Annotated in this window: 19 protein-coding genes; 10 read left to right on the plus strand and 9 right to left on the minus strand. The window is 53.4% G+C overall.

All coding sequences use genetic code 11. The features are described from left to right. The first annotated feature begins 32 nt into the window (after positions 1–32). The 4 genes from nlpI to mtr all read left to right on the plus strand — a co-directional run bounded on the left by nlpI (position 33) and on the right by mtr (position 4421). A complete protein-coding gene (gene nlpI, locus OGY83_RS18695) occupies positions 33–917 on the plus strand; it encodes a lipoprotein NlpI (RefSeq protein ID WP_003024982.1) in 885 nt (294 codons plus the stop codon). Positions 918–1023: 106 nt separating this feature from the next. After that, a complete protein-coding gene (gene yrbN, locus OGY83_RS18700) occupies positions 1024–1104 on the plus strand; it encodes a protein YrbN (protein WP_010723222.1) in 81 nt (26 codons plus the stop codon). Continuing rightward, positions 1097–3031 carry a DEAD/DEAH family ATP-dependent RNA helicase gene (locus OGY83_RS18705; RefSeq protein ID WP_079938271.1) on the plus strand — a complete coding sequence of 645 codons (1935 nt, stop codon included), beginning with the start codon at positions 1097–1099 and terminating at the stop codon, positions 3029–3031. The genes yrbN and OGY83_RS18705 overlap by 8 nt, the downstream gene beginning before the upstream one ends. Before the next feature lie 145 nt (positions 3032–3176). Next, positions 3177–4421, plus strand: coding sequence for a tryptophan permease (gene mtr / locus OGY83_RS18710; protein WP_191234625.1), 1245 nt, complete (start codon positions 3177–3179; stop codon positions 4419–4421). 87 nt (positions 4422–4508) lie between these two features. Here the strand turns inward: mtr and OGY83_RS18715 are convergent, their stop codons facing one another. The 3 genes from OGY83_RS18715 to ubiU form a co-directional block, all read right to left on the minus strand. After that, on the minus strand, positions 4509–5516 hold the full coding sequence (locus OGY83_RS18715) for a luciferase-like monooxygenase (RefSeq protein ID WP_016151046.1): 1008 nt from the start codon (positions 5514–5516) through the stop codon (positions 4509–4511). A 179-nt stretch (positions 5517–5695) separates the two neighbouring features. Further along, positions 5696–6574, minus strand: coding sequence for a U32 family peptidase (locus OGY83_RS18720; RefSeq protein WP_434542777.1), 879 nt, complete (start codon positions 6572–6574; stop codon positions 5696–5698). An 8-nt stretch (positions 6575–6582) separates the two neighbouring features. After that, entirely contained in the window at positions 6583–7578 is a 996-nt protein-coding gene (ubiU, locus tag OGY83_RS18725) for a ubiquinone anaerobic biosynthesis protein UbiU (RefSeq protein ID WP_003024971.1), read from the minus strand. A gap of 220 nt (positions 7579–7798) precedes the next feature. Here ubiU and ubiT point away from each other — a divergent pair, with 220 nt between their 5' ends. Together ubiT and OGY83_RS18735 are read left to right on the plus strand one after the other, a co-directional pair. Then, complete coding sequence (gene ubiT / locus OGY83_RS18730; protein WP_003828637.1) at positions 7799–8323, plus strand: ubiquinone anaerobic biosynthesis accessory factor UbiT; 525 nt, start codon at positions 7799–7801, stop codon at positions 8321–8323. Next, a complete protein-coding gene (locus OGY83_RS18735) occupies positions 8317–8820 on the plus strand; it encodes a GNAT family N-acetyltransferase (protein ID WP_008785907.1) in 504 nt (167 codons plus the stop codon). Before ubiT ends, OGY83_RS18735 begins: the two co-directional genes overlap by 7 nt. Here the strand turns inward: OGY83_RS18735 and OGY83_RS18740 are convergent. After that, positions 8807–9106, minus strand: a complete 300-nt coding sequence (locus tag OGY83_RS18740) for a GIY-YIG nuclease family protein (RefSeq protein ID WP_286636605.1) — start codon at positions 9104–9106, stop codon at positions 8807–8809. The genes OGY83_RS18735 and OGY83_RS18740 overlap by 14 nt on opposite strands. 52 nt (positions 9107–9158) lie before the next feature. On the opposite strand from OGY83_RS18740, the gene OGY83_RS18745 reads away from it, so the two are divergent. Next, positions 9159–9587 carry a YhbP family protein gene (locus OGY83_RS18745; RefSeq protein WP_194211466.1) on the plus strand — a complete coding sequence of 143 codons (429 nt, stop codon included), beginning with the start codon at positions 9159–9161 and terminating at the stop codon, positions 9585–9587. 37 nt (positions 9588–9624) lie between these two features. After that, a complete protein-coding gene (locus tag OGY83_RS18750; RefSeq protein ID WP_079938276.1) occupies positions 9625–10260 on the plus strand; it encodes an NAD(P)H-binding protein in 636 nt (211 codons plus the stop codon). 93 nt (positions 10261–10353) lie between these two features. Here OGY83_RS18750 and dolP read toward each other — a convergent pair whose 3' ends face one another. The 4 genes from dolP to OGY83_RS18770 are packed head-to-tail and all read right to left on the minus strand — an operon-like array spanning position 10354 to position 13968. Beyond that, positions 10354–10929 (minus strand): division/outer membrane stress-associated lipid-binding lipoprotein, encoded by a 576-nt coding sequence (dolP, locus tag OGY83_RS18755; RefSeq protein ID WP_003024954.1) that lies wholly within the window; start codon positions 10927–10929, stop codon positions 10354–10356. Between the two features lie 9 nt (positions 10930–10938). Then, positions 10939–11529 (minus strand): DnaA initiator-associating protein DiaA, encoded by a 591-nt coding sequence (diaA, locus tag OGY83_RS18760; RefSeq protein ID WP_003024948.1) that lies wholly within the window; start codon positions 11527–11529, stop codon positions 10939–10941. Positions 11530–11563: 34 nt separating this feature from the next. Next, entirely contained in the window at positions 11564–11959 is a 396-nt protein-coding gene (locus OGY83_RS18765; protein ID WP_286636606.1) for a YraN family protein, read from the minus strand. Then, a complete protein-coding gene (locus OGY83_RS18770; protein ID WP_079938279.1) occupies positions 11917–13968 on the minus strand; it encodes a penicillin-binding protein activator in 2052 nt (683 codons plus the stop codon). Before OGY83_RS18770 ends, OGY83_RS18765 begins: the two co-directional genes overlap by 43 nt. Positions 13969–14031: 63 nt before the next feature. Between OGY83_RS18770 and rsmI the strand changes: the two genes are divergently transcribed. After that, complete coding sequence (rsmI, locus tag OGY83_RS18775; RefSeq protein WP_003024942.1) at positions 14032–14895, plus strand: 16S rRNA (cytidine(1402)-2'-O)-methyltransferase; 864 nt, start codon at positions 14032–14034, stop codon at positions 14893–14895. A 2-nt stretch (positions 14896–14897) separates the two neighbouring features. Then, positions 14898–15923, plus strand: coding sequence for a Fic family protein (locus tag OGY83_RS18780; protein ID WP_286636608.1), 1026 nt, complete (start codon positions 14898–14900; stop codon positions 15921–15923). Here the strand turns inward: OGY83_RS18780 and OGY83_RS18785 are convergent. Next, complete coding sequence (locus OGY83_RS18785; RefSeq protein WP_286636609.1) at positions 15920–16693, minus strand: DeoR/GlpR family DNA-binding transcription regulator; 774 nt, start codon at positions 16691–16693, stop codon at positions 15920–15922. The two genes, OGY83_RS18780 and OGY83_RS18785, sit on opposite strands and share 4 nt — an antisense overlap. Positions 16694–16788: the final 95 nt, after the last annotated feature.

Raw genomic sequence — 16788 nt, forward strand, 5'->3', positions numbered from 1 at the left:
GTTCATTCAATCGTTGTCTTCGGGAGTGGGAAATGAAGCCTTTTTTGCGCTGGTGTTTCGTTGCGACAGCACTCACGCTGGCTGGATGCAGTAATTCCGCCTGGCGAAAGAGTGAAGTCCTCGCAGTACCATTGCAACCGACTTTGCAGCAGGAAGTGATTCTGGCACGTATGGAACAAATTCTTGCCAGTCGGGCTTTAACCGATGACGAACGCGCACAGCTTTTATATGAGCGCGGAGTGTTGTATGATAGTCTCGGTCTGAGGGCACTGGCGCGAAATGATTTTTCACAAGCGCTGGCAATCCGACCAGATATGCCTGAAGTATTCAATTACTTAGGTATATATTTAACGCAGGCAGGCAATTTTGATGCTGCCTATGAAGCGTTTGATTCTGTACTTGAGCTTGATCCAACTTACAACTACGCGCACTTAAATCGCGGTATCGCATTGTATTACGGCGGTCGCGACAAGTTAGCGCAAGATGATCTGCTAGCGTTTTATCAAGACGATCCCAATGATCCTTTCCGTAGTCTGTGGCTTTATCTTGCCGAGCAGAAGCTCGATGAGAAGCAGGCTAAAGAAGCGTTGAAACAACGCTTTGAGAAATCGGATAAAGAGCAATGGGGATGGAACATTGTCGAGTTCTACCTGGGCAACATTAGCGAAGCAACGCTGATGGAACGCCTGAAGGCGGACGCAACGGATAACACCTCGCTCGCTGAGCATCTCAGTGAAACCAACTTCTATTTAGGTAAGTACTACCTAAGTCTGGGGGATTTGGACAACGCTACGGCATTGTTCAAACTGGCGGTGGCTAACAACGTTCATAACTTTGTTGAGCACCGATACGCATTGTTGGAATTATCGCTCCTGGGCCAGGACCAAGATGACCTGGCAGAATCGGACCAGCAATAGCTGACGTACACATCAGCCCGTAATCTTTTTTGATTGCCATCACCTTCACGGGTGAGGGCGTTGTTGTTCGTTAATACACCTACTTTGAGCCGGTTCACACTTTTCAATGAAAATTGCAGATCAATTTCATGATGAGTTATGTAGACTGGCCGCCATTAATTTTGAGGCACACGTACTACATGGCTGAATTCGAAACCACTTTTGCAGATCTGGGCCTGAAGGCTCCTATCCTTGAAGCCCTTAACGATCTGGGTTACGAAAAACCATCTCCAATCCAGGCAGAGTGCATTCCGCATCTGTTGGGCGGCCGCGATGTTCTGGGTATGGCCCAGACAGGTAGCGGCAAAACTGCAGCGTTCTCTTTACCGCTGCTCAACAATCTTGATCCTGAGCTGAAGGCACCTCAGATTCTGGTGCTGGCACCGACCCGCGAACTGGCGGTTCAGGTTGCAGAAGCCATGACGGATTTCTCTAAACACATGCGCGGCGTGAACGTGGTTGCCCTGTACGGCGGCCAGCGTTATGACGTGCAATTACGTGCCCTGCGTCAGGGGCCACAGATCGTCGTCGGTACGCCGGGTCGTCTGCTGGATCACCTGAAGCGCGGTACTCTGGACCTCTCCAAACTGAGCGGTCTGGTACTGGACGAAGCTGACGAAATGCTGCGTATGGGCTTCATCGAAGACGTTGAAACCATCATGGCACAGATCCCGGAAGGTCATCAGACCGCTCTGTTCTCTGCAACCATGCCGGAAGCGATTCGTCGTATTACCCGCCGCTTTATGAAAGAGCCGCAGGAAGTACGCATTCAGTCCAGCGTCACTACCCGTCCTGACATCAGCCAGAGCTACTGGACTGTGTGGGGCATGCGTAAAAATGAAGCGCTGGTGCGTTTCCTGGAAGCAGAAGACTTTGATGCGGCGATTATCTTCGTTCGTACCAAAAATGCGACCCTGGAAGTAGCAGAAGCGCTGGAGCGTAGCGGTTATAGCAGCGCTGCACTGAACGGCGACATGAACCAGTCCCTGCGTGAGCAGACTCTGGAGCGTCTGAAAGATGGCCGTCTGGATATTCTGATTGCTACCGACGTTGCGGCCCGTGGCCTGGACGTTGAGCGTATCAGCCTGGTTGTTAACTACGATATCCCGATGGATTCCGAGTCTTACGTTCACCGTATCGGCCGTACCGGTCGTGCGGGTCGTGCAGGTCGTGCGCTGCTGTTCGTTGAGAACCGCGAGCGTCGTCTGCTGCGTAACATCGAACGTACTATGAAGCTGACTATTCCGGAAGTAGAACTGCCGAACGCAGACCTGCTGGGCAAACGCCGTCTGGAAAAATTCGCCGCTAAAGTACAGCAGCAGCTGGAAAGCAGCGATCTGGATCAGTACCGTGCTCTGCTGGCGAAAATGCAGCCGGAAGAAGAACTGGATATCGAAACGCTGGCAGCTGCACTGCTGAAAATGGCTCAGGGCGAACGTCCTCTGATCCTGCCGCCAGATGCGCCGATGCGTCCGAAACGCGAATTCCGCGACCGTGATGACCGTGGTCCGCGCGATCGTAACGATCGTGGCCCGCGTGACCGTAATGACCGTGGTGGTGAAGACCGTCCGCGTCGTGAACGTCGTGACGTCGGTGACATGCAGCTGTACCGCATTGAAGTGGGCCGTGATGACGGTGTTGAAGTTCGTCATATCGTTGGTGCGATTGCTAACGAAGGTGATATCAGCAGCCGTTACATCGGTAACATCAAGCTGTTTGCTTCCCACTCCACCATCGAACTGCCGAAAGGTATGCCGGGCGACGTGCTGCAGCACTTTACCCGTACTCGCATCCTGAACAAGCCGATGAACATGCAGCTGGTTGGCGATGCAGTTCCGCACACCGGTGGTGAGCGTCGTGGCGGCGGCGGTGGTCGTTTCAGCGGTGAGCGTCGTGAAGGCGGTCGCGGTGAAGGTCGTAACTTTAGCGGCGAACGTCGTGAAGGCGGTCGTGGCGATGGTCGTCGTTTCAGCGGCGAACGTCGTGAAGGCAACCGTGGTCCGCGCCGTGACGATTCTTCTGCTCCGCGTCGTGATGACTCAGCTGGTCGTCGTCGTTTTGGCGGTGACGCATAAGCCTCACGGTTTAACAGCGTAAAGTAATATATACAGCCCCGATCGAAATGATTGGGGCTTTTTTTATTTCATTTGTACTCGTGTACTGGTACAGTGCAGCACATTGAGATGTAGTCACAATACAAATGACTGGAGAGATGGCTGAATGGCAACACTAACCACCACCCAAACATCACCTTCGCTGCTTGGCGGCGTGGTGATCATCGGCGGCACCATTATTGGCGCGGGGATGTTCTCTCTGCCTGTGGTCATGTCCGGGGCGTGGTTCTTCTGGTCAATGGCAGCGCTGATCTTCACCTGGTTCTGCATGCTGCACTCCGGGCTGATGATCCTTGAAGCTAACCTCAATTACCGCATTGGCTCCAGTTTTGACACCATCACGAAAGATCTGCTTGGCAAAGGCTGGAACGTGGTGAACGGCATCTCGATTGCTTTCGTTCTCTATATTCTGACTTACGCATATATCTCGGCGAGCGGTTCGATCCTGCATCACACCTTCTCGGAGATGTCGTTGAACGTTCCGGCGCGTGCGGCAGGTCTCGGCTTTGCGCTGCTGGTGGCGTTTGTGGTGTGGTTAAGTACCAAAGCGGTGAGCCGCATGACGGCGATTGTGCTGGGCGCGAAGGTGATTACCTTTTTCCTGACCTTCGGCAGTTTACTGGGACACGTTCAGCCCACAACGTTGTTTAACGTGGCGGAAAGCAACGCTTCGTATACCCCGTACCTGCTGATGACGCTGCCGTTCTGTCTGGCCTCATTCGGCTATCACGGCAACGTCCCGAGCCTGATGAAGTACTACGGCAAAGATCCGAAAACCATCGTTAAGTGCCTGGTGTACGGCACGCTGCTGGCGCTGGTGCTGTATACCGTATGGTTGCTGGGGACGATGGGTAATATTCCGCGTCCGGAATTTATCGGTATTGCGCAGCAGGGCGGTAACATTGATGTGCTGGTACAGGCGCTGAGCGGCGTATTGAACAGCCGCAGTCTGGATCTGCTGCTGGTGGTGTTCTCCAACTTCGCAGTGGCGAGTTCATTCCTCGGTGTTACGCTCGGTCTGTTTGACTATCTGGCGGATCTGTTTGGCTTTGATGACTCGGCAATAGGACGTTTCAAAACGGCATTGCTGACGTTTGTCCCGCCAATTATTGGTGGCTTGCTGTGGCCGAACGGTTTCCTGTACGCCATTGGCTATGCAGGACTCGCGGCAACCATCTGGGCCGCCATTGTTCCGGCGCTGCTGGCCCGTAAATCTCGCGAGCGTTTCGGTAGCCCGAAATTCCGCGTCTGGGGCGGTAAGCCGATGATTGCGCTGATCCTGGTATTCGGTATCGGCAACGCGGTTATCCATATTCTGTCGAGTGTGAATCTGTTACCGGTTTATCAGTAAAACCGTTGCCCGGTGGCGCTATGCTTACCGGGCCTACATCACCGTGTAGGCCGGATAAGGCGTAGCCGCCATCCGGCACAAACCGCACTACCCCAACAATTCCTGCTTCACATCCATCGCCAAATCAAACGAATGTAGACGTGCCTGATGATCAAAAATCTGGCCGTTAACCATAATTTCATCGGCCTGGGTTTCACGCAAAATGGCATCAAGACCGTGACGCACTTTTGCCTTATCACCAACCAGCGACATGCTCAGCGCCTGTTGCACGCCGTACTGTTCGGAAGCAGACCATAGCTGATGCATATTCTCTACCGGCGGCGGTAGCTGCCCGGTTTCGCCACGACGCAGTTTCACGAATGCCTGCTGCATCGAGGTGAAAAGAAATTCGGCATCGCGATTGCTGTCGGCGGCAATGATGTTGATGCACACCATCGCATACGGTTTTGCCAGCCGCGCTGAGGGTTTGAACTGGGTGCGATACAGATGCAGCGCCTGATGCAGCATATCCGGGGCAAAGTGCGAAGCGAAGGCAAACGGCAGACCAAGCTGGGCCGCCAGCTGTGCGCTGTACAGGCTGGAGCCTAATAACCAGACAGGGATCTGCTCGCCGTAGCCGGGAACCGGACGTACATGGGGATTAGGATCGCGGGCGTCGAACCAGTCCACCAGTTCAGCGACGTCGCGTGGGAAGTTATCGATATCACCGCTCATATGGCGGCGCAGTGCGCGCATGGTTGGCTGATCGCTGCCTGGTGCGCGACCAAGCCCGAGATCGATTCGTCCCGGATACAGCGTATTCAGGGTACCGAACTGCTCGGCGATCACCAGCGGCGAATGGTTGGGCAACATCACGCCGCCAGACCCGAGATGCAGCGTGGTGGTATTGGCAGCCAGATAACCAATCAGCACTGAGGTTGCGGCGCTGGCGATGCCGGTCATGTTGTGATGCTCTGCCAGCCAGTAGCGGTGGTAGCCGCGCTTTTCAGCCAGTCGTGCGAGATCAAGCGAGTGCGTGAAGGCCTCTTTTGCCGAAGATCCTTCAGGGATTGGCGCCAGATCCAGCACCGAGAACGGAATAGTTTTGTCAGTCATAACGGCTCACTTTGTTACCGGTTAATCTTTTAATACTGCATTAAAGATTAGCGAATGTTGTTAACAAAGTGAGCTTTATAGCGTGCAGGATGAATCTAATATGCCTGATGGTGCTGCGCTTATCGGGCCTACGGGATCGCTATTTGTAGACCGGATAAGGCGCTTTTGCCGCCATCCGGCTAGGCCTGCAGCTCCAGACCTGCCAGTCGCTTCCAGTAGCCGTTGCAATCACTGTGGGCGGCAAGCGGTAATGGAGCACTGCCATTTTCATTGGCGCGGAAGGCGTCGAGCATAGCGAATGTTTCAGTGCCAGAAGGGGACAGACGCACAATATCAACCAGCCCCTGCATCGATGTCAGCTCGTTTCCGAGGTTGTAAACATAGCCGCTCATGGTCTGGATCCCGTTGAGGACAAAGACCTGCTGATTCTCCTGCGACAGCACATCGCGCCCGTTCGGGTATTTGATGCAACAGGTTTCACACTCATCTTTTGGACGGTCTTCGGAGCGCGCGGTAAAGCAGCGGGCAGAGTACGCCAGCGGCAGATGCCCGTAGCTCAGCACCTCAACTTCAAACTGATTGCGAATACCCAGCTCATCACACTGGTTGAGCAAGTTTGCCAGCCAGTCGCGGGAAAGCTCTACCGGCATACACCAGCGCACCATGCCTTGTTTGAGCAGCAAACGCAGGGTAACCGCGTTGTAGCAGTTGAGCGCATGTCCGGCGACAAACGGCAGCTTACGCTCGGCGCACATGTTTACCACGCCGAGATCGCTGGCTTCAACAAGGAAGTCGCCGTTTTCGACATAGCGCTTCAGTTCTCCCAGTTCAGAAGAGGCCTGTACCAGCGCCAGTGTTGACAGCACAACCTGTTTACCGCTGCCAGCGAGCGATTTCGCCATATCGAGCCAGTCGCCCACTTTGGTGGCGCGGCGTTTACTGCATACCGCTTCGCCAAGATAGATAACGTCGGCCTGGCTTACGGCAGCCTGCTGATAAAAATCTTCCAGCGTTTCTTTCGGCCAGTACCACAGCACCGGCCCTAAGGAATATTTCATTGCTTCTCTCACTGCCATTTACGGTGATACGCGCCAAGCGTGGTCTGTGTGCCTTCGGACATAGAACCAAGCGTTTCCATCCACGCGGCCTGCGGGACGTAGTTTTGCGGGTCGGCCATACAGCGGTCGATCGCCTGACGCCACACTTTCGCCACCTGGCTGACATAGGCCGGACTACGCTGACGACCTTCGATTTTCACCGAGGCAATATTGGCTGCCAGCAGTTCCGGCAGCAGCTCCAGCGTATTCAGGCTGGTGGGTTCTTCCAGCGCATGATAACGCTCGCCGTCAACCAGATAGCGGCCTTTGCATAGCGTCGGATAACCGGCGTTTTCTCCGTCCTGATAGCGGTCAATCAGCACTTCATTAAGACGGGATTCCAGCCCTTGTTGGGTCTGTTGCCAGCGGACGAAACGGGCAGGCGAGCAGGCACCAACCGTGTTAGGTGATTCGCCCGTCAGATAAGACGAAAGATAGCAACGGCCTTCAGCCATAATGCACAGGCTACCGAAGGCGAACACTTCCAGGGGAACTGGCGTGACGCGAGCGAGCTGCTTCACCTGATGAATAGACAGCACGCGCGGCAGCACCACACGGGCGACGTCAAAGTTGCGATGATAGAAATTAATTGCCTCTTCATTGGTTGCAGATGCCTGAACAGAGACATGGCGCTCAATATGCGGGTAGCGCTCTGCGGCATACTCAAGCATGGCGAGGTCGGCAAGGATCAGCGCGTCCGCGCCCAGCTGTGCCGCCATATCAACGGCACGCTGCCAGCGCGCGTAACCATCCGGGTGCGCAAAGGTGTTAATCGCAATGTGCAGCTTACGGCGGTGCTGATGAACAAAACTCACCGCTTCTTGCAATTTTTTCTCGGTAAAATTAAGGCCGGCGAAATGACGGGCGTTGGTATCATCTTTCAGCCCGATGTAGACAGCATCAGCGCCGTTCTCGATGGCCGCCTTAAGCGCCGGGAGGTTTCCGGCAGGGCAGAGCAGCTCCATAATTTATCCTGAACGTTGCGCCGTGACGGGCGCAGAAATGTTAACGAAGAGGGATTTTAGTTAACCTTGCTGAGACAATTTTTGATTTGAGGCAGTTAAAGTCGTATTGGTGACACCAATAAAGAGGTAACAATTTCGTAGCGAATTGTTGATTTATGCCGCTATGTCGTTTATTTGATATGGCAAAATAGCAGGACTATTGAAACAGGGAGTAAAGCTCGTGTTGGATAAACTGCGTTCACGCTTAGTACAATTTGGTCCTTCTCTGATGAGTGTACCAGTTAAACTGACGCCCTTTGCGCTGAAGCGCCAGGTTCTGGAACAGGTCCTGAGCTGGCAGTTTAGTCAGGCGCTGGCCGATGGGGAGCTGGAGTTTCTCGAAGGTCGCTGGCTGAGCATTCATGTGCGTGACATTGACCTCAAATGGTATACCTCTGTTGAGAACGATAAACTTATCGTCAGCCAGAATGCAGATGCGGATGTAAGTTTTAGCGCCGATGCCAGCGATCTGCTGATGATCGTGGCCCGCAAGCAGGATCCAGATACGCTTTTCTTCCAGCGTCGCCTGGTGATTGAAGGTGATACAGAATTAGGGCTATACGTAAAAAATCTGATGGATGCCATCGAACTGGAGCAGATGCCTAAAGCGTTGCGCGTCATGCTGATGCAGTTGGCGGATTTTGTTGAGGCGGGGATGAAAACGTCGCCAGAAACCAAACAGACCTCGGTAGGTGAGCCATGCTGATTCGAGTTGAAATTCCCATTGATGCCCCTGGTATTGATGCGCTGCTGCGCCGTTCATTTGAGAGCGATGCGGAAGCGAAATTAGTGCACGACCTGCGTGAAGATGGTTTCTTAACGCTGGGTCTGGTTGCTACCGATGATGAAGGTCAGGTAGTGGGTTACGTCGCGTTCAGCCCAGTCGATGTTCAGGGTGAAGATCTGCAATGGGTCGGCATGGCGCCGCTCGCGGTGGATGAAAACTACCGGGGGCAGGGCCTGGCGCGTCAGCTGGTCTATGAAGGACTCGATTCACTGAACGAGTTTGGCTACGCCGCGGTGGTTACGCTAGGGGATCCGGCCCTGTACAGCCGCTTTGGCTTTGAGCTGGCGGCCCATCATGACCTGCGTTGCCGCTGGCCGGGCACCGAAAGCGCGTTCCAGGTTCATCGCCTGGCGGACGATGCGCTGGATGGCGTGACGGGACTTGTGGAATACCACGACCACTTCAATCGCTTTTAAGCTCCGGGGTTTGCAGGTCGCTTAATAGCGCCTCAAACCCTTCGCCTTCGACAAGGCGCTCTTTCTGCCGCTTGGTGAGTTGTTTAACGCGATACTCTATGCGCAGGGCCAGTGAACGGTCGCCGACCTGCGCCGCAAATGCCAACGTGAGTTCCCCCTTTCCGCGTAGCGCCTTCGCGCCTTTCCCACTTTGATGCTGCTTATAGCGGCGCTGCACATCGGTGGTTATTCCGGTGTATAAGGCGTTGTCAGCGGTACGGATCATGTACAGATACCAGGGTGTCATTGTCACCATCGACGTGATAATTTTCAGGCCTACAGTATAAAAGAGAACAGAAATGGAAACACTGACTGCGGTGTCTCGCTGGCTGGCAAAACAGCACGTCGTGACCTGGTGCGTACACCATGAAGGTGAATTGTGGTGCGCCAATGCGTTTTACCTGTTTGATGCGCAGAAGATGGCGTTCTATGTGCTGACCGAAGAGAAAACGCGTCATGCGCAGATGTCCGGACCGTGCGCACCGATTGCCGGTACGGTAAATGGTCAGCCTAAAACCGTCGCTCTGATTCGTGGTGTACAGTTTAAGGGAGAAATTCGTCGCCTCGAAGGACAAGAGAGTGAGGTCGCGCGTAAAGCCTACAACCGCCGTTTCCCCGTCGCCAGAATGCTGCCAGCACCCGTATGGGAGATTCGACTGGATGAAGTCAAATTCACGGACAACACGCTGGGCTTCGGTAAAAAGATGCACTGGCTGCGTGAACTATAGTTAGAACAGTGATTAAAGACCCTGGGGAAGATAAGCGATGAGTCAGGTGTTAATAACAGGTGCCACGGGGCTGGTGGGCGGAAATTTGCTGCGTATGCTGCTCAATGAACCCCGGGTCAATGCCATCACGGCGCCGACGCGTCGACCGCTGGCAGATACGGTTGGTATCTATAATCCCCATGATCCGCAGCTAACCGATGCTCTGGCCCAGGTTACCGACCCGGTCGATATTGTCTTTTGTTGTTTGGGGACTACCCGGCGTGAAGCGGGCAGCAAAGAGGCATTTATCCATGCTGACTATACGCTGGTGGTGGATACGGCCCTGACGGGACGCCGGTTAGGCGCCCAGCATATGCTGGTGGTGAGTTCGATGGGCGCCAATGCGAATTCACCGTTTTTTTATAATCGGGTGAAAGGTGAAATGGAGCAGGCGCTGATCGCGCAGAATTGGCCGCGGCTGACGATTGTCCGGCCTTCAATGCTACTGGGTGATAGGGACAAACAGCGGACGAATGAGATGTTTTTAGCGCCGTTGTTCAGGCTGCTGCCGGGTAACTGGAAGTCGATTGAAGCGCGCGATGTTGCGCGGGCAATGCTGACAGAAGCGCTGGCGCCTCGGCATGAAGGGGTTTCGATCCTGAGCTCTTCCGAGCTACGCGAAAGGGCTAAATAAAATGCCGGATGGCGCTGATGCTTATCCGACCTACAAACGATAACGTTCTGTAGGCCGGATAAGACGCTCAGGCGTCGCTATCCGGCATCTGTATTACTTAATAAACGTAAAGGCCGTCGTGACGCGTTTCACGCCGCTTACCCGGCTGGCGATATCCGCTGCAGCCTTCGCTTCACGCTCGGTCACCAGACCTAACAGGAACACTTCCCCGTTCTCAGTCGTTACTTTCACGTTAGAGGATTTCACCTGATCGCTGGTCAGCAACTGGGAACGTACTTTAGTGGTTATCCAGGTATCGTTGGACGCATCGCCCAGACCGATTGGCTGGCCCTGACGGATCTCATTAAAGACCTCAGTCGTACCTTCTACGCCCATCGCAATCTGTTTTGCTCGTGCAGACAGTTCGCTATTCGGCGACTGACCAACCAGCAGCACTTTACCCTGATATGCGCTCACGTTGATTCGCGCTTCTTTCTTGATCTGGGCATCTTTCGACAACGCCGTATTGACGCGTAATTCCAGGGTTCCATCATCTACCTGGGTGCCGACGCTGCGAGGATCCGTCGCGGCTTTGGTGCCGACAGCAGCAGTTCCGACAACGGCAGCAGCAACACAGCCTTGCAGCAGCAGTGCAGCGATAATCACAGCAAGCGGCGAAAATGCCTTCATGTGTACTCCTTAATCATCCTGGTGAGGGAAAAGCGTGTTATCGATGAGATCGCAAAGGCAGTTGACCGTCAGCATGTGCATTTCCTGAACGCGGGCGCTGTGGTGTGAGGGGATACGGATTTCAACATCCTGCGGCCCCAGTAACCCGGCCAGCTCCCCTCCGTCATACCCGGTCAGCGCGACGATTGTCATGTCGCGTGTCACGGCGGCTTCAACGGCTTTTACGATATCGCGGCTATTACCACGCGTAGAAATTGCCAGCAGAACATCACCTGCATGTCCCAGCGCACGGACTTGTTTTGCATAAACTTCGTCGTGCAGGCGATCGTTGGCAATCGCAGTTAAGACCACATTATCAGTATTTAGTGCAATCGCAGGTAAACTTGGGCGTTCTGTTTCAAAACGATTGATCATGCTGGCAGCAAAATGCTGTGCGTTGGCAGCGGACGTCCCATTACCACAACAGAGAATTTTGTTGCCATTGAGCAGGGACTGAACCAGCGTCATGGCGGCACGGGAGATCGCATCCGGAAGTGCTTCAGCCGCAGCTATCTGAGTTTGAATGCTTTCTGTGAAGCAGACTTTAATTCTATCTAACACGCTAATCCTTAAGAACCAGGCTCTGAATCTTCAACTATGAGCGGTCGTTGAACGCGTCCTTAAACCACTCAACATCATTTCCGGTGAAGGCTAACACATCGAACCGGCAATCCACAGTATCAAAACTCCCATTGTGGTGCGCAAGCCACAAGCGGGCGGTCTGTAATAATTTCTGTTGTTTGCTCCGGGTCACACTCGCCGCCGCACCGCCGAACTGTGCTGAGCGTCGGTAGCGAACTTCAACAAATACGGTGGTGTTGCCTTCACGCATTATCAGGTCGATTTCGCCGCCACGTTCACGCACGTTGGCGGCGATAAAATGCAGTCCCTTGCTCAACAGCCAGTCACGCGCGGTAGATTCCCACGCGTCACCGGTCTGTTTACTCGTTAACTGGCGGGGACGACTTGTCCTTGCTGGTATTTGAGCCATGATAACTTCCTGTTAATCACACAATCCTGCGTTGCGGTTAAGGCCCCGGTATTGCCGTTGATTTCGAAACCCTGCACCTGACGCATTTGCGAGAAGTGGTTGGCAAGCGACCAGGCATCGACACCCATGGCATACATACGCGCCAGCGAGTAGTCGTTACGAACTGCGCCAAGCGCCTGCTGCATGAGAGGTGCGTTAGCCCCTGCCAGCATTGGAATTTCGCTGTACTGCAAGCCTTCCATCTCCAGACGGAAATCCGGGCCGGCAGTGCCCTGCGCACTACGAGAACTGGCGTACAGCGTGGCGCCGCTCTGGCTGCCGTTGCGCATGGCGATCATCGGCTTAATAAATGCAATTTCTTCAGGCGTCGCCAGAATATACACAGCATCAACACGACCGCTGCCGCCGGTGATTTGCGCATCGGTGGGGGCTGCCGGGATGGTCAGTCCGCCAATCGTCACGCCGGGTTGTGCTGGCACAGATGAGGCCACCGGACTGCCCGTCAGGGAAATCCCCGAGCCGCCGTTGACGCCCATTTTAAGTTCAGCGGTGGAGCCGAATTTCTGCTGCAATACCACGCCGCCACCCAGTTTTTGCCATTCCTGTGCAAAGGCGTTAGCAACGCGATCGCCTAATGAACTCCGTGGGATCAACAACAGCGGCGTCTGTTTGCCTTGATCGCGGATGTGGTGCGCGGCGTCGCGCGCTTCATCTTCTGGCGACAGGGCGAAGTAGCAGACGTTCGGCAGGTTTTTCACCGACTCCGGCTGGTTAAGCGCCAGGACGTTTAATGGCGTGTTGCTTTTCATCAGCTCTTCAACATTGTTCTTCAGCAGTGGGCCAACCACGATGCTGGCGCCATCCTGCTGAACCTGAGTCAGGATCTGGTTCAGCGGCTGTGATGAAGTGTCGTAGATTTTCAGCTCAGCGGATGGGTTCGCCGGTGCGCTGGCGGTTGTTGGTTGAGCGGGTGCTGCGGGCTGCACAGCAGGTGTTTCTGGCTGAGCTGGCGTCTCGTTGGTCAGATCGCTTACTGACGCCTGAGAAGGGCTGGCAACACCGTCAGCGCTTTGCGGCTGTTCCGTGGTCGCTATGGCTGCTGTATCTGCAGCAGGCGCGGCAACCGCTGGGGCTGCTACGGGTTGAGTGCCCATGTTTTTCGCAGCTTCAAAGCCTTGCTGAATAGTCCGGCCAAATACAGCGGCCTGACCGTTCAGTGGTAACAGCAGGGCTATTTTGCTGGTGGAGGCGGGCTTAAAGCTCTGCACGTTAACCAACTGTGTTGGTAACAGTTTTGCCCCTGGGTTTTGCGGATAACGTTTCTGCCAGTCTGCAATACCGGCTTTCATCATGTCCGGATCGTTACGGTTATCGAACCAGACGCGCTGGAGATCCAGCCAGCCTTGCAGCACGTTTTCATCGGCATTAATGACCAGCGCCTGCGCTTGCTCCTGGGTCATGGACGACAAAGCCTGCCAGGTGGCGTCCATGTTTTTCTGCTTAGCATTCGCGGCCAGCAGCGGTTCCTGTGCGATCAGGGCGCGCAGCAGCGTCAGAGAAGGGCGACCCTGGTTGACGTCGATTTGCGCCTGCCAATAGCGTGCCTGTTGGTTTTGATCGAAATCGGCGGGTGTTAACTTATCCAGCAGGGCTTGTGCGCCAGCGACATCTTTCTGCGCAAGCTTAATCTCGACGGCCAGCAGTGACTGCTCACGACGCTGGGTATCGCTTAGCTTCTGCGGTAGCTGGTTAAACAGTTCGATAGCCTGCTGGCTCTTGCCTTCTTTCAGCAGTGCACGAATGGCGAGTAATTGCCAGTTGGTCTTGCTATCATCTGAGCTTTGCTGCATTTGTTGCAGATAAAAGCCGGAATCAGCCTGCGCAGTGCCCTGCATATGGGCTGCACTCTGGTCTGGCGCCTGGGTGCCACAGCCTGCGAAAATCAGTGCTGCCAGAATGACTGGTAGCGCGCGTGCGGCTTTCAAACGAGAAAATGTTGAGGGTACCATACTGTATCCAGTGATATTTTTTTACTCAATGCTCAATATTAAATCGGCAATACGGACGACACAATGAAACAACACGAATCGGCGGATAATTCTCAAGGCCAACTCTTTATTGTACCTACTCCTATAGGAAATTTGGCTGATATTACCCAACGAGCGCTCGAAGTTTTACAAGCCGTTGATTTGATTGCCGCTGAAGACACTCGTCATACAGGATTATTGTTACAACACTTCGCGATTAACGCGCGTTTGTTCGCGCTACATGACCATAACGAGCAGCAAAAGGCCGAAACGCTGGTCGCGAAGCTCAAAGAAGGGCAAAACATTGCGCTGGTTTCCGATGCCGGAACGCCGCTGATTAACGATCCGGGCTACCATCTGGTGCGCACCTGTCGCGAAGCGGGGATCCGCGTTGTTCCCCTGCCTGGTCCTTGTGCGGCGATTGCTGCCCTGAGCGCTGCAGGTCTGCCTTCAGACCGTTTTTGCTATGAAGGATTTCTGCCTGCCAAATCGAAAGGGCGTCGTGATGCGATGAAAGCCATTGAGGCAGAGCCGCGTACGCTTATTTTTTATGAATCTACCCACCGCTTGCTGGATAGCCTGGAAGACATGGTTGCAGTGTGGGGCGAATCCCGTTACGTGGTACTGGCGCGCGAGCTGACCAAAACCTGGGAAACTATTCACGGTGCACCGGTTGGTGAACTGCTGGCGTGGGTCAAGGAAGATGAGAATCGTCGTAAAGGTGAAATGGTGCTGATTGTCGAAGGGCATAAAGCGCAGGAAGACGATCTTCCTGCCGATGCGCTGCGTACGTTGGCCTTATTGCAGGCAGAACTGCCGCTGAAAAAGGCCGCCGCGCTGGCTGCTGAAATCCATGGCGTGAAAAAGAACGCGTTGTATAAGCACGCTCTGGAACAGCAGGGAGAGTAACAGTGAGCACCTACCAACCACCTTTCGTCGTTACTCCATTGATCTTAAATCAAGTCATTGAAATTGGTGAATTGATAGGGCATTGGGCCGCGATGGCTGGTAGGGCATCTCCTCTTTTGCGTAAAGAGAATCGTATTCGCACGATTCAGGCCTCTTTAGCGATTGAGCATAATTCGTTGACGACGGAACAAGTCACCGCTCTGATGGAGGGCAAACGTATTCTGGCGCCTGCTAAAGACATACAGGAAGTTAGAAATGCGATTCTGGCTTATGAAAAGATGTCGGAATGGAAAAGTGAAAAATTATCCGACCTTTTACAGGCACATCGGGTCCTTATGCTCGGTCTGGTCGATAATCCAGGCCAGTTACGTGGCGGAAATGTTGGTGTTTACAGGGAAAAACAGCTTATTCATATGGCTCCTCCGGCCTCACAAGTTTTACGTTTGATGAATGATTTGTTGGGCTGGTTAAAAACGACAGAACTCCACCCACTGATTGCTGGTGCCGTTTTCCATTATGAGTTTGAATTTATTCATCCTTTTGCCGACGGCAATGGACGGATGGGGCGTCTGTGGCAGACATTAATCCTCCGTGAATGGCGATCAGAATTGGCGTGGTTACCAGTAGAGACACTGATCCACTACCAACAGGACCGCTATTACCAGGTATTAGGGCAGTGCGATCGACAAAGTAGCTGCACACCATTTATAGAGTTTATCCTGGAAAACATCATCTCTGCTTTGCACGAGGGATTGGGAAAATCATCAACTCTGTCGGAAGAAATGTCGGAAGAAATGTCGGAAGAAATGTCGGAAGAAATGTCGGAAGAAATATCGGCTGATTTACTGGATATAGAAAAACGCATTCTACAAATCTTGTCGAATCAGCCGGGCAGATCCGCCAAAAGTATCGCTGAAGAGTGTGAAATCTCAGCCCGAACCGTAGAACGCTATCTGAAAGCGTTGCAGCTAAAAGGCAAACTGCAACGCGTTGGCGCGACAAAAGGGGGGATGTGGCGGGTAAATTAAACGACCAGCAGTTCAACGCCAGTTTTGGCCAGCGCTGATTTATCCTGTTTGCTGATGCTGTCGTCGGTTATTACGCAGTTAATCTTTTCCATTGGCAGCACCTGATTAAAACCACGTCGATTAAATTTTGTCGCGTCCAGAACGGCAATAACCTTATGAGCCGCCGTCGCCATAACGCTACTGATCGAATAGCCTTCGTTGAATGTCGTAATACCGTTAGTGGCGTCAATTCCGTCAGCACCGACAAACATCAGATCAGCGCTAATCCCTTGTAGAGAACGCTCTGCAATAGTGCCATGCATCGAATGTGTTTTGTGGCGCACAGTACCACCGCAGACGACCAGCGTAATGTCTTTGTTCTCCGATAACGTAAACGCAGCGGGCAGGCTATTGGTAATAACGGTGATATTACTTTTTCTGTTTAGCGCTTCAGCAATCAATAAGGTAGTACTCCCGCTATCCAGAATCACGGTCATTCCTTCCTCAACCATTGCCGTTGCAGCCTGAGCGATCCGCTTTTTGGGATCGCTGGCAAGCTGATACCGATCTTCTAATAATACTTCCTGATTGTCGCCTTCAGCCAGATGGCTTCCCGGTTTTGCCGCACCGCCATGAAAACGGGTGACCAGACCTTTCTCTTCTAATAACCGCAGGTCAGCGCGAATGGTTACTTCAGAAATACCAAAGGTATTCGAAAGGTCCATTACCAGTACGCTACCTTGCGTATTAATCAGGTCGACAATTTTATTCCTTCTCTCAAATGAGTTCATATTGATTTGCCTGATAATTTGACTATCACTAGTTTAATCGAAGGATTGCGAAAGGTGAACGCTAAATTTCGAAAGTAAATGTGAGCCAGCGCAGG

This window comes from Citrobacter sp. Cpo090 (assembly GCF_030332665.1).
GTDB classification, from domain to species: domain Bacteria; phylum Pseudomonadota; class Gammaproteobacteria; order Enterobacterales; family Enterobacteriaceae; genus Citrobacter; species Citrobacter portucalensis.